Genomic DNA, 13586 nt, shown 5'->3' with positions numbered 1-13586 from the left:
AAAGAGATTGAGGCAAGAGAAAGGAGAAATAAATTACACTGAATGTGCTCCTCTCTCTAATTGTTTCTTTTAAAGTGCTAAATCAGGTTCAGTACGGCAAATGCTGTCAAGCCAGAGAGAAGCCATTAAGTTTTCACTGCTGAGCCAATTTTCAGCTAATGCTTCTTCGGCACTGGTTTGGTTAAGCTCTGGAAGAAAGTGGTCAAGTTCATCGCTGACGCTTTGCTTCTTAGCACCATTTAAATAACGCATATGTCGTAAAGGTTGAGTTTGCTCTCCTGTGGAATGCGCAAAAAACTCTTGTAAAGCCATTGAAGAAAATAACTGAGATGCAATGAATGTCATCATGAACTCCCTTTGTGATGAAGTGGTATCTCTTATCGAGTGAAGAGCATATTTACGTTACTTTATAATGTGTTTCACCTGTTTTTTTGCAACTTAGATCTAATCTGTAGTTATCAACAGGGTTTAAAACACTTGATGCCTTTAGCTAAATGATGCACTGGGATTAATGCATGATTGATGCCGACTAACCATGTGGCTGGTAGAATAAGTCTACCGTAAGTGCAGTTAAGGCCTTGAGTTGAATTAAGGAGCAACTTCAGCGTTTATCATTCAGCCAAAAGTGAAGTATGTATGCACTGACTAAGAGCATATGCTTCAATTTGGACATTTTTATTAAACATCAGTCTATTGATGAATATATTTTAACTGACTCGTGAGTTTGAAGGTTTAGCTGTTAATTTATGATAGAGCAGCGTTAGGTGAAAGCAATAGCGTTGCATATACCCCTTAAGGGTATATGTTTGGAAAAGTAGGGGGTTATAACCCCGCTACAATATCTTTGCTAAATGTTTTTTCACAATACTTGCATTTCAGGTAAATGCTTTCATGTTTTTTAGAAACCTTAAAATAGCTGGTTACAGGTTCGTGGAGTGAAATGCAGTTAGAGTTGGGGCAATCGAATACACCTTCTAATGTTTTAGGCGTTGACATTGTGAACTTGTCTTTTACTACATAATTATCGATGACATTGATGGTGGCACTAGGTGCAAATAAAGAAAGCTCATTAGCTTCTGACTCAGTAAATATTCGATTTTCTACTTTAATAAGGTCTTTTAAGCCAATTTCCTGGCTTGGTAGGTTAAAGCCTACAGTAATTTTTTCATTACCATCAACCAAATGAAGTTGTTTTAAAATTTTAATGCCTTGGCCCGCAGGTATATGATCAATGACAGTACCTTTGCGAATGGCCTCAACCAGTAATTTATTAGCCATAATGTTTTTATCCTACAGGTTAAAGAGTTTCGTTTAATACAAGCGCGAGTAATGCCTGGCGGGCATAGATGCCATTCTGTGCTTGTTCGAAATAATAAGCGTAAGGGGTTTTATCCACATCGACGGTAATTTCGTCTACACGAGGAAGTGGATGAAGTATTTTTAAATTTTTTCTGACATCTTTCAGCATTTCTGCGGTTAGAATATATTTGGAGGCCATATGTTTATATTCAGTTTCATCAAAGCGTTCTTTTTGAACACGAGTCATATAAACAATATCAACGTCATTAATGACGTCCTCAATACTCTGGGATACTTGGTATTCAATGCCTTTCTCATCTAACTCTTCCAAAATATAGTCTGGCATGGCTAATGCTTCAGGAGAAATGAAAAAGAAGCGACATTTAAATAATGAGCAGGCTTGGGCAAGTGAGTGAACGGTTCGACCGTATTTTAGATCCCCTACAAAAGCGATATTTAATTCATCCAGTTTTCCCTGGCATTCAAAAATAGTAAATAAATCCAAGAGCGTTTGAGTTGGATGTTGATTAGCACCATCACCGCCATTGATGACTGGAACTGAAGTGAATTCACTGGCTAATCGAGCAGAGCCTTCACGAGGATGGCGAATGACAAATGCATCAGTATAAGAGGAAATTACTTTGACTGAGTCAGCTAGAGATTCACCTTTTCTTGCTAAAGAGGTGTTTGCATCATTGTCAAAGCCAATGTGCGTTCCACCTAGGCGTAAGATGGCTGTTTCAAAAGAAAGCCGGGTACGTGTAGACGCTTCAAAAAAACAGCTAGCAACAACTTTATTTTTGAGTAAAGGGGGGGGAGGCTCACACTTTAATCGTTCTGCAGTGCGAACAATTAACTCCATTTGTTCTCGTGTTAAATCTGAAATGGAGATTATATTTTGTTGAAATAGAGGGTTTGCCATAGCTCACTCGCTTTTACGGGTCAAAAAAAAGCCCCGATTACGGGGCTTTTTAAATTTTTGAAAATAAATTAAGAAAATAGCAAATCGGTTGTTTGTCTGGTGTTTAAATGGACGGTATTGCCAGATCATAGCAAACAAAAAGATAAGGAGTATTATATTGAAATGCATTGGTTTGAGATGCAATGCTGTTGAAGTAGAAGAAAATATTGAAGAATGGGCTGACTCTGGGCCAACAAGACAGTTATTGTTGGTGATAGATACAGTTAGAATTTGCCCATCACGATTCACAACTACTTTTTCCTCACTTGTTTGTCTGGAATACGACAAATTAGGTTTTGGCTGACTCAGTGCTATACCACTCTTAGTGGTATAGCGAAGATTTAGTCTCAAGGGTGATTTTTAAGCTTTATTGCTATCACTCAGCAAAACTACTACCACCCAGTAAATCGAAATCCTTCACTGAGAGTATATACCCTTTTTTACATCTATAAATGATGTCGTCAGGGTATATAATTAATGTGCAATGGCGGTTTGCACTACTCGCACAAAATTGCGGGAATTTTACATACTCAAACCAAAAACACAACCCCAGTAGTTAGATGATTTTGTTTTAAAAACATGTTTTGTTGTGATCAGGTTTGAACAATAAGATTTTAAGAGTGACTAAAAACGGTTAACTGATGAGTAGTGTCACTGTCCCCAGTAAGATAAAGAGTAGCGCTGTGACCCAACGAATCCACTGAAGTGGTAACTTATCTGCAGCGAATCGGCCTAGCACGACCACAGGTACATTCGCCAGCAACATACCCACGGTTGTTCCCGTTATTACTTGTAGGGTGGCAGAATAATGGGTTGCTAGAACGATGGTTGCTATTTGCGTCTTGTCACCAATTTCTACAAGGAAAAACAGCACCAGTGTGGTTAAAAATGCACCCCAGTGTTGTGTTTTTGTTGGTGTGTCATCAAGTTTATCGGGTATCAAAATCCACATACCCATCAGTATAAAGCCTGCAGCAGCAATCCAAGATAGGTTGTTAGGGTTGATCAGGTGATTTAGATAGTTGCCTAAAGCCGCAGCCAATCCATGGTTAGCCAGTGTTGCTATGGTAATGGCAAGGATGATGGGGGCTGGTTTTTTAAAACGGGTAGCTAGCAATAGCGCTAATAATTGGGTTTTATCACCGATTTCTGCCAGAGCAACAGAAATAGTTGAAAAAAATAATGCACTCATATTGGACTCTTAGGGCGGGCTCGTTCCAATGACACATACTCCTACCCGCCCTATGCGAAGGAGATATGTGTCAAAGGTCTTGCCAAAACAGCGAGGGCTGTTGCGTTCAGGCCATGATTCATTGAGGAATCAATTATGTTGACCTAAACCTTGAAGGTTAAACAGTTAAATGTTTTGCCTTTGCAAGCGGCTACTCCCCTAAGACGGGATAGATTGTACCTTACTAGTGACTATCTGCAATAGTTACTGACAAGGTGGTATACACACTTTCTATACTTTTTGCCTGGTTCTAATCGTTAGGCACAATGAGCCGTCGCAAGTGTAAATAGTTAAATAGCGGTTTGATACGCATAACCTTGCCCTGATGAATGACTACTTCGATCGGAGTTTGGGGCAAAAACACTGACGATTTGCTGTTTCCCTCTAATGTGTATTTTACCTATTTCTCGACAGGTGAAGTCTGGTGCTAAATGATGTGTTGCTTCAGAAATCAGTATACGGGTATTGTATTCTTTATTAAGTCCTTCCAAGCGTGCTGCGAGGTTAACGTCATCGCCATGAACCGTATAGTTTAAACGGTCCTTAGCACCTACACTGCCGGCGATCACTTCACCTGAGTTAATACCAATGCGACAGCGCATCGGATGATTACAGAATAATGTTGTACTAAGTGCTTTTTGTATTTCGATTGCTGCACTAAGTGCCTGCCTTGCATGCTCAGCGGGTGTATTAATGTTAAATACGGCTAACACGGCATCTCCCTGGAACTGTGTAATCATGCCATCATGCTTTTCTAAAATACGTGTTATCAGGGAAAAGTACTCATTGAGCATGGTAAAAAGTTGTTGAGGTGAGATTTGCTCTGCTAGCGCCGTAAACCCTTCAATATCAATGAAAACAATGGTGGCCTTTTGCATCTTTGGCTCTAGAGTGCCATTAGACTGCATGAGCTGCTTAGCGATGTTGTGGGGGACATATTGACCAAATAGCCGTCTCAGGTTTTCATGAGATTGTAGATCATCCAGCATGTTATTAAACGCATGTGCGAGTAGGTTCAGTTCTTGAAGAGGCTGCTTTCTCAGTCTGGGCACTTTAGTCAGAGGAACCTGGCCGACTTTAGTAAACATTGTAGTAATATGTCTTAACCGGTTACCAATGAAACGTGCACCACCCACGGCAAGTATCATCATGACCAACAGAATACAACCGCTGGCAATTAGCAAGTGAATAAAGGTTTGCTCAATATCTGCATACTGATCATAGCTGAAGTAAATACCCACTATCCATGGGGAGTTACCAAATCCGGTAAAGTCTGTGTAGATGAATTCCCATGTGTTGTCATCAAGTGAAATACTATGTCCTTTTATTGAAGGATTTTTCAGCCACTTACTGGGTGTTTGGTTGGCCTCCCAAATAGCTTTTAAGGGATGATTCTCTGCCAGATTCGCTAAGGTAGGGGCGGGAGTTTCAGCACTCACAAAACGGCCAGGTTGATAGTCTGTACTGGATAAGCCTAATAGCTGTTGTTGGTTGTTAAGTAAGAAGATAACTGGTCGCATATCTTTTGCACTTTCTTTAATAATGGCACTGAGCTTTTCCAGCGTAATACCTGTAAGTAATAAACCTGTTTTGCCATTAGGGAGTGATACTTTGCGATAAGCCTGTATGATGCTGGCTTTCAAACCTGGAATATAAACCGGGTCAAGCCATTTCACATGATTAGTTGCTTCTGGTGCACTGAGCAAGTGGGTGATTACTGGATGGTCTCGCCAATAGTCTTTAAAGACATCTGTTTTGTCTCGCGCATAATAGCGAGCAAAGAACTGTTCATCGACATAGGCAATGCCCACTACTTGAGGAGTAGCCGCTAAAGTACCTTGTAGTAGCTTATTGAACTGCTGTGAGTCATTGGTGGCTATGTAGCCTGATTCAATCAGTGAGGCAAGATATTCCAGCTGATTATTGATTGGACGGAGGTGGCTTTTCAACTGGTCTTCAATTGAGGTTATTCCTATTTCTGCAATTTGATTAAAAAGTTTTTCAGTATTTTTTTCAGTACTAAAAAGTCCAAGTGACAAAATACTGATGACAGCAATAAGCAGAATGAGTGAGAAGCCGTAGGTAAGCAAACCTGTCAAAGTGATTTTTTTCATGAACGGTTGTTATATAGCCTGTAACTTTCATTTTGAACGTGTTGAATGAGTGTAGCTGTTTCCTGGAATGTTGTTGAACGAATTAACACCATACTTTATTGGCTGCTAGGTGTGCAATGTTGCCATCTATATCAACTTTATATCTTCCTTATGTAAAACAACTAAACTGAGAATAAACTGCATGAGGGTAATTCATTCATCCTGGAATATGGTGGGCGTATAATAATGAAAAGCATAAATGTATTTCGTGTAACAGTTTGCTTGATGTTATTCGTGGCTGGGGTTCAAACTACACTTGCTTTAGCAGACAGTAAGGTTTATCTGACCTCTTTGGATTGGCCACCCTACACGGGTAAAACTCTTCCTGACCAGGGGGCATCAGTTGCAGTGGCTAAAGCAGTATTTGCTGAGGCGGGTCTTGAGTTAGTGGTTGACTTTTACCCTTGGAAACGTGCGGTTAATTTGGCTAAAAATGATGATAAATATTTAGGCTATTTTCCTGAGTATTATGCTGCAGAGTTAGAGGAAGACTTTATTTTTTCTGAGCCGATGGGAAGTGGGCCTTTAGGCTTTGCAGAAAGAAAAGATGATCCTGTTATGTGGAAAACCTTGGATGATTTAAAAGCATATAAAATTGGTACAGTGAGTGGCTACGTTAATACCACAGAATTTGATCAAATGGCTGAGGCTGGAACAATAAAAGTGGATAATGCAGGTGATGATGTCAAGAACTTACTAAAATTAAATGCTGGAAGAGTAAAATTAGCAGTCATTGACAAGTATGTTATGTCTTACTTGCTTGATACGGACCCATCCTTGAAAAAAATAAAAGGAAAACTTGTATTTAACGAGACACTGCTTGAAGACAAAAAGCTATATATTTGTTTTCGTAAAAGTGAAAAAGGAAAAGCAATACAGCAGAAGTTTAATGAAGCGCTAAAAAAGGTTGATGTCTCAGCCATAATGGCCAAATACCTTAGTCAATAAGTTGAGGTAATAATATATCAATGATGAGTGAAGTTTTAAATGGATTAAGTTGTTGAATTTTTATAGGCATTTCTGCTGATACGCTAGAAACAGGTTTTCATATCGATATTATCATTAAAATTGTTTTGCGAGAGACTGTGACGCGATAGCGATAAGTGTTTAGACTTGCTTAGCTAACTTTGTTTTAAAAAAATCACACAACTGTGCATTCTCCTGAAGTGTAATAGAGAATCAGAGTTAGTTGTGTTAATTTCCCTGCCCGTTATTTATTCATCATAAGCTAGGTTTGAATTTATAACTTCCATCCATACTAGTACAGTGCTAGACACAAGCGTTTGTGGCTGTGTATGAATGGTAAGATGTTGCTATTAACTTTTGTTATTTAAGCACTTATGTTACTTATAACGTTGCTATGTAGTAAAAGAATGAGTAATTCATTTTCATTCTTTTTAGTAACGTGTTAACAACTATAATTTAACCGTATTTAAAGAAGTCAGATTAGTTAAAAACCTATTATACGGCTTACTGCATTTGCTACAGTGTAACTTGGTTTTTAAGGTGTATGGCTGTTACACGCCTGAAGTAAACAGATTTTCAGGCATACATTCATTGGATGATAGTAGTACCTGATATGACATTGGTCACTTTGAATCAGAAATGTAAGATGGGTAGTTTCCTTGCGCTTGTGCTTTTAGCTTTTCAGGGCAAGGCCTTTTCATCGACAATGGCAGTGGCAAGCCAACAGTATTATCAACTATCAATGGCATTTCTCAGATACCATCAATTGGCACAGAGTTCTGCATGGCAATCATTGCCTACATATGACCAGTTCATGTTGTATAAGCCAGAAGACAAGAATGCACTGCTGGCACAATTGCTGACAGCGACGGGTGATCATAAAACATCTTCTGACCCTCTTTACTTAGCGATACAGCGCTATCAACGTCGTCACCAGTTACCAGCCTCTGGTCATATTAACAAAGCAACATACTTATCTTTGTATGCGGGTCCTAGCCAGAAAGCACAGTTAATAGCACAAAATCTAAAGCGACTAGAACATCTTCCTGATGATTTAGGGCGACGTTATGTGATGGTTAATGTACCTGATTACTCGCTTCAGTATGTTGAAAATGGTGAAATTAAGCTGTCTATGCGCGTGATTGTTGGAAAACCTTATAGACCAACGCCACTTATGGTCGATACCATTCGTTCCATTATTGTGAATCCAACCTGGACTGTTCCCAGCAAAATAGCTTATAAAGATATTCTTCCTAAATTACAGAAACAGCCTAATTATTTGAAAAAACACAATTTTAGCCTGTTCCAATACAAAGATAATAATGTAGTAAACGTTGACTTTGACGATATTGATTGGGAAAACATAAATTTTAATAAAGTAGATCGTTCAGCATTTCCATATCAGCTTAGACAGAGTTCAGGCTCACATAATGCATTAGGACGGTTTAAGTTTAATTTTCCAAATAGCCAGGCAATTTACTTACATGATACACCTCAGAAATACTTATTCAGTCGCCACAATCGCGCGCTTAGTTCTGGTTGTGTGAGAGTGGAAAAACCAAGGCAATTAGCTGAACAACTCTTAAAAAATAATCGATATTATTCAAGTAAAAAAATTGATCAGGTATTAAATACTGGTCAGATGACAACGCTTTCGTTACATTCACCTGTCCCTGTATATATTACTTATCTTACTGCCTGGATAAATAAAGAGGGAGAGCTTCGCTTTGCAAGAGACGTATATAACAAGGATAAGCTTCGTCGTATTTCAATGGCAGGTAAATAGCCAAATATATGCAGTGGATGCCTGACCTTCTGCTAAATTTAAAAGGAACTTAATCATTCGGCGAAGTCGGGGGCAATGTATAAGGAGCAAGTACAAAAGCGTATTTTAACCGTTCTAGTGATTCTATCGCTTGGCTTTTTGAGTCTGGAAGGCTGGATGACATGGATGCGTAACCAGTCCACTCAAGAATTAGTAGACTATCGCCAGAATTTTTTGCAGCAAAACTTAATTCGAATGGTTAAGCGTTTAGGGCTAACGCTACGCAGTGCTTGTGGTGATTATAGTCAGTGGACTGAGATGCAGGTTTTTTCAGAAAATCTGGATCGACGCTGGGCTAAAGTTAATATTGATACCAGCCTGCCTGAATTTGGCATTACGCATACCTGGGTTGTTAATCCTGAATATCAAACAGTTTACAGATTTGTTGTAGATAACCAACCTGAACTAGAACAACCGCTACAAAAAGCCACCTTGAAGACAGTTAAAGGATTAGCGTTTTATCAAGGATTCTACCGACATAAACAATCTATTTTTGAACTTGCCGCATGTCCTCTCAATAGCAGTGACGACTATGAGCGTTTAGGCAGTACAACAGGTTGGTTAGTACTTGCTCAACCTGTTAGTGACGATTACTTGAAGCAAATAGCTCTACTAACAGACAGTGATTCTAGTATTGTACTTAATAACCACCAATCACTGACGTCAACGTTGAATGATCCATGGAATATCCGTATTGCCTTACCATTAAGAGGGACATCAGGACAAGCCGTTGCTTTTCTTGTTGCAACAACAGTGTTGGAAGATTTAAAGAAGCTTTATAATGCTTCGACTCAGCTAATCATCGTGAATGGTTTCTCCATCATTTGTTTGCTGCTATTAACGTATTTTTTACTGCAAGTTTGGGTGCTTTCCCCATTAAAGCGATTAACTAATGCTTTGGATAAAAATACGGCCAGTGAGTTAAATACATTACTCGCAAGAGATGATGAATATGGCAGGTTAGCATCGCTGGTTAATGACTTTTTTAGGCAGCGGGATTTATTGGCTGCAGAAATTCAAAAGCGTGGACAGGTCATGGACCAGTTGGCTCAGGTTAACCTACAACTGTTTGATAATGCACGCCTTGACGAGTTAACCCAAGTTGCTAATCGACGACGTTTTGACGAATACTTAATGAGTGCTTGGAGTAGTGCTATTAGTACAGGAAACCCTATCGCTTTACTCATGATTGATTTAGATTATTTTAAACGGTACAACGATACCTTAGGTCACCCCGAAGGTGATGACTGTCTGGCATTGGTCGCAGAGGTTTTTCGTAATGTCGTTAAAAGTCGTCATGATTTATTAGCCCGATATGGTGGGGAAGAATTTGCTGCAATACTCCCACTAACCGATGAGGCTGGCGCTAAAGTATTAGCAGGTCGTATTATAGAAGGTTTAAAACAAGCTGCAATCCCACATCCTGGCAGTGAATTCCAAGTAGTTACTACAAGTATTGGCGTTGCTGCTTGCTCCCCCATCCCCCATCAAAACCCCGATATGCTCATCAATATGGCTGATAAAGCACTGTATGAAGCTAAGCGCAGAGGCCGCAATGGTGTTGTTGCATTCAGTGAATTGCCGAAGAATGTGGATGAGGAAGGAGGAGTATAGATTTACTAAACGCCTAAATATCTTCGGCACTTTAAGTAAATAGTAAAAAGGACTATCTACAACTCCATTTTTAAAATACACACCTACTTTTGTCTATAATAAACAACTTGTCTTCTATATATCGGAAATATAGTTCTATTTTTTGCGGGTAAGTAATTACTTACGGCTTATTAGGCGCTATAAAATAATTGAGTTTAAAATAATGAATAGACATCGAGTAAATAGCGTGATAGCATCCGCAAAATTTTTATATATTGTGTCACTTATTTAGTTTTCTAGCCCTTAAGTACTTGCGGGTACTGCCATGGATATGACAACTAGAAAGACTAGCTTGTATTTTAATAATTAGTAGTAAGTTGCAGTATGATGCGCAGGAATGTTGCTGTATTTTGGTTATTTTTGGTTGTTTTTTGTGCGACATTTGTCTCCGCAGAAAATATCAGCTTTGACCTGAGAACTAAAGGTAGGCTCAATGCCTCATTGAATGAAATACAGTACTTACTGTCTGTTTCTGATTGTACTCAAATTGATTCTTTTTCTTATCAGGAAAAGAAAATTCCTATAAAAGAAGCCACACCTAGTAATCAGCTTGGTGGGTGCCAAGTTATTATTAATGCTACGACAGCTAATTATGATCCAAATGTAACAATAAGTTATGTTGATGGTTCTTCTCAAGTTTACTCTGAGCACTTTACTATTGAGAGTCAGCAACCTGAGTTATCAATAAAGTCTATAAGTTTCCAACAAGGAAAAGACACCCAGTATTTATTAGTAACACTTTTGAGTCAGGATAATGTTGATATAACTTCTGTTGATCTTAATGTTACAGGTTTAAAAGCAAGCGAATTAAGAAATAATGGTGGAGTTGTTCAGTCTGCGAAAGAAAAGGCTTTCCTATCTACAAATAAAGTATTAAAAGCTTTCCCTGAGTTTGATGCACAAGCAGAATTTAGTTTTACTATTCCATTTCAACAAATGCTATCTGCTGAAGAAGTTCAGCATGATGGTGTACTTCTTATAGAAGCTACAGCAATAGATTCTTCAGGAAATAAAAAGTCAATTAGTGAATTGCGTTTTACAGGGGCTGATGTTGAGGAAAAAGCCAAGTCACTAAAAGTTTTTCCATCAACAGTAAATTTAACCAATTTACTTGAGACTGTAGCGTTAGTACCTGTAGTTGACTTTGAATTTAGAGGTGAGACACAGTTACCTGGTTTGGGTACGGGTATTCAATATGAAAGCTCTCGGCCAGACTTAGTCAAGGTGACAGCTTCAGGCGTATTGATTCCTCAAAAGTCCTTTAATGAGCCTGTCAGCATCATTGTATCTTATCCAGAGCTTAATGATTCAGTTACAGTCCCTGTAACAGCACATTTTACCAAGGAGCTTAAAAGCTTAGCATTGAAAGAAACTGATGATGTGTTGACAATCAATGGACTAAATAAGTTTATAAAGATACCTCCAGTCATTGCATACTTTAAAGGTGAAGATCAACCCGTTACTTTAACAGAAAGCTTCCCTGTAAATCTTGCATTACGGGGTACAACAAGTGCCTTATTAGATTTGAATGACAATAATGAAATCATAGCGCATGGCGTTATACCTGATGCTTTACCCAGTGAGTTAGTTATTACTTCTCCTTTATTAAAAGGGCAGGAGTTTGTAACAAAGGTTGTAGCAAAGGATGCAGCACCTACTGTAGAATTAGCGTTACCGTCCCAAGTTGTAGTGGGAACTTCAATAATAATAAAACCAAATGTGTCTGATGACGTTGAAGTAAGAAAAGTAAAAGTTTGGTTAAATGGAAACCTGTTAGATGAGTTAACTTCTTCACCATTTGAGGTTAATTTTCAAACTGTGGAATCTATGGCAGGTACTCAGTTAGAGTTTAAAGTTGAGGCTATAGATAGTTTAAACCAGTCTAGCCAGACTGACTCTATCCGTGTTGAAATTACTTCTCCTGAAAAACCAAAAATACCTCAGTATGATATCGTGCAACCAGTAAATAATGAACGAGTTATTGAGGGAGCTCAATATCGATTTGCACTTGCAACTAAACTGGGTGTTATCCCTGATGTAAAAACAAATAGTGGTATTACTCGGATTGAGATTTTTCATGATGGTACCAAAGCAGGTGAAGTCACCTTTCCTATTGTCGAACAACGAAAAATAAAGAGATCGAGAGACAAAGAAGAAACTGTTTTATATGAAGTTTGGCAAGCTAAGTTAAAAGCACCATCAATTTCTACAGATGCGTCCAGTATTAGTGTTACGGCACGAGTTTATGTCGCTAGTGGAGGGATGCAAGAAAGCCCAGGACAATTAATTAGAGTTTTGAAAAATCAACCTCCAACAGCATTCATTAAAGAGCCAGTAGCTAATAGCTCAGCTACAATAAATGATACGCTTAATGTTGTTGTCGATGTGGCAGATGATACCCTTTACCATGGTACAGAAGTTTCATTATTGGTGGATGGCAAGTTGTTTGCCACAAAACACATAAATGATGAACCAAAAGCACTAGGAACTGATGAAGATGATAAAGGCAGGACTTATGAAGTGCCATCTTTACTTCAGACATTTTCAGTTCCTGTAGGTGAAGACTGGCAAGGTAAAGTCATTAAACTATCTGCACGTGTTACAGATGTTCATGGTCGTATTGTAGAAACAGCAGAACGTTCAGTTAGTATTAAAGGTGATAGTGAACCAACGGTGGCTATAACCAGCCCAGTAAAAGGTCAGTATATTACATCTGGGGAAAAACTTGAGTTAAGAGCAAATGCAACAGATGATGTAGGTATAAAAAAGGTAGAGTTTTTTGTTAATGGTGTCAGTGTTGGAGCTGACTATCAAGCACCATTTGCGGTTAGTTATCAAGTTCCTAAAATTCTCAAAGATGCTTCGGAACAGACGCTTGCTATATATGCTATTGCTGCAGATACTAAGGATGCGACTAAGAAAAGTGAAACCATTTATGTAACGTTAGGAGAGGATGATCAGCCTCCTGTTTTAAATATAGTATCTCCACAGGCTTCTGTTACTTCTGGAGAAGATAGTATTGCTCCTGTTACAGAAAGCTCAGAAGTTATTTTTAAAGTGACAGGCTATGACAACATTGGTGTAACCAAGTTAAAAGTATTTGGTCTTCGTAAGACTACATCAGGCTTTGAGTTGACAGGGGATGTTAAGGATACCCTATCAGAGAATGACTTTTTGCCACAAACTGTACCTGTAGGACTAAATGCCTATTCAGCGTTGAAAATTATTTCAATACCAGCTTTTAAGCCAGTAACAGAAAACACACAGTATAACCAGTATCAAATAACTGTCATAGCAGAAGATGGGGCAGGCAATAGAACTGAAGCTAAGCAAATAATTGGAGTTAAACGTGATGAAACGCCAGTTATTAAACAATTACTGTTAGATAAAGCTTACTATGATATTAATGATTCAATAAACTACAGTGTAACTGCGACTGATGACTTAGCTGTTACTACAATAAAAGTGGGCTTGTATAATAAACACGGTAAAAAATTA

The 13586-nt window shown here is 38.5% G+C and carries 9 protein-coding genes and 1 riboswitch; of the genes, 4 read left to right on the top strand and 5 right to left on the bottom strand.

From position 1 onward, the window contains the following. Nucleotides 1–69: 69 nt before the first annotated feature. From KCG35_RS22045 to KCG35_RS22025, 5 genes are all read right to left on the bottom strand, one after another. On the bottom strand, nucleotides 70–348 hold the full coding sequence (locus tag KCG35_RS22045; protein ID WP_215822031.1) for a hypothetical protein: 279 nt from the start codon (nucleotides 346–348) through the stop codon (nucleotides 70–72). A 474-nt stretch (nucleotides 349–822) separates the two neighbouring features. Beyond that, the gene (pyrI, locus tag KCG35_RS22040) at nucleotides 823–1278 is read right to left on the bottom strand and encodes an aspartate carbamoyltransferase regulatory subunit (RefSeq protein WP_215822030.1); all 456 of its coding nucleotides are present in this window, start codon (nucleotides 1276–1278) and stop codon (nucleotides 823–825) included. Nucleotides 1279–1297: 19 nt separating this feature from the next. After that, on the bottom strand, nucleotides 1298–2221 hold the full coding sequence (gene pyrB, locus KCG35_RS22035) for an aspartate carbamoyltransferase (RefSeq protein ID WP_215822029.1): 924 nt from the start codon (nucleotides 2219–2221) through the stop codon (nucleotides 1298–1300). Between the two features lie 673 nt (nucleotides 2222–2894). Then, nucleotides 2895–3452, bottom strand: coding sequence for a TMEM165/GDT1 family protein (locus KCG35_RS22030; protein ID WP_215822028.1), 558 nt, complete (start codon nucleotides 3450–3452; stop codon nucleotides 2895–2897). Between the two features lie 84 nt (nucleotides 3453–3536). Next, a riboswitch (yybP-ykoY riboswitch) is annotated at nucleotides 3537–3663 on the bottom strand. A 118-nt stretch (nucleotides 3664–3781) separates the two neighbouring features. Beyond that, nucleotides 3782–5605 carry an adenylate/guanylate cyclase domain-containing protein gene (locus KCG35_RS22025; protein WP_215822027.1) on the bottom strand — a complete coding sequence of 608 codons (1824 nt, stop codon included), beginning with the start codon at nucleotides 5603–5605 and terminating at the stop codon, nucleotides 3782–3784. A gap of 225 nt (nucleotides 5606–5830) precedes the next feature. Here KCG35_RS22025 and KCG35_RS22020 point away from each other — a divergent pair, with 225 nt between their 5' ends. The 4 genes from KCG35_RS22020 to KCG35_RS22005 form a co-directional block, all read left to right on the top strand. Then, complete coding sequence (locus KCG35_RS22020) at nucleotides 5831–6592, top strand: substrate-binding periplasmic protein (RefSeq protein WP_230409319.1); 762 nt, start codon at nucleotides 5831–5833, stop codon at nucleotides 6590–6592. 631 nt (nucleotides 6593–7223) lie between these two features. Then, entirely contained in the window at nucleotides 7224–8396 is a 1173-nt protein-coding gene (locus tag KCG35_RS22015; protein ID WP_215822026.1) for a L,D-transpeptidase family protein, read from the top strand. Nucleotides 8397–8471: 75 nt separating this feature from the next. Next, complete coding sequence (locus KCG35_RS22010) at nucleotides 8472–10049, top strand: sensor domain-containing diguanylate cyclase (RefSeq protein ID WP_215822025.1); 1578 nt, start codon at nucleotides 8472–8474, stop codon at nucleotides 10047–10049. A 363-nt stretch (nucleotides 10050–10412) separates the two neighbouring features. Beyond that, nucleotides 10413–13586 (top strand): Ig-like domain-containing protein (locus KCG35_RS22005; RefSeq protein WP_215822024.1); only part of this gene is annotated, 3174 nt, incomplete at its 3' end.

The sequence above is a fragment of the Zooshikella harenae genome (assembly GCF_018837975.1).
Taxonomy (GTDB): Bacteria; Pseudomonadota; Gammaproteobacteria; order Pseudomonadales; family Zooshikellaceae; genus Zooshikella; species Zooshikella harenae.
The sequence above is the reverse complement of the archived record's forward strand: the minus strand, read 5'-3'. Positions and strand labels throughout refer to the sequence as shown.

Coding starts and splice junctions, on each gene's coding strand:
- KCG35_RS22045 (WP_215822031.1), bottom strand. CDS start 348: ATGATGACATTCATTGCATCTCAGTTATTTTCTTCAATGGCTTTACAA.
- KCG35_RS22020 (WP_230409319.1), top strand. CDS start 5,831: ATGAAAAGCATAAATGTATTTCGTGTAACAGTTTGCTTGATGTTATTC.
- pyrB (WP_215822029.1), bottom strand. CDS start 2,221: ATGGCAAACCCTCTATTTCAACAAAATATAATCTCCATTTCAGATTTA.
- KCG35_RS22030 (WP_215822028.1), bottom strand. CDS start 3,452: ATGAGTGCATTATTTTTTTCAACTATTTCTGTTGCTCTGGCAGAAATC.
- KCG35_RS22010 (WP_215822025.1), top strand. CDS start 8,472: ATGTATAAGGAGCAAGTACAAAAGCGTATTTTAACCGTTCTAGTGATT.
- KCG35_RS22015 (WP_215822026.1), top strand. CDS start 7,224: ATGACATTGGTCACTTTGAATCAGAAATGTAAGATGGGTAGTTTCCTT.
- pyrI (WP_215822030.1), bottom strand. CDS start 1,278: ATGGCTAATAAATTACTGGTTGAGGCCATTCGCAAAGGTACTGTCATT.
- KCG35_RS22025 (WP_215822027.1), bottom strand. CDS start 5,605: ATGAAAAAAATCACTTTGACAGGTTTGCTTACCTACGGCTTCTCACTC.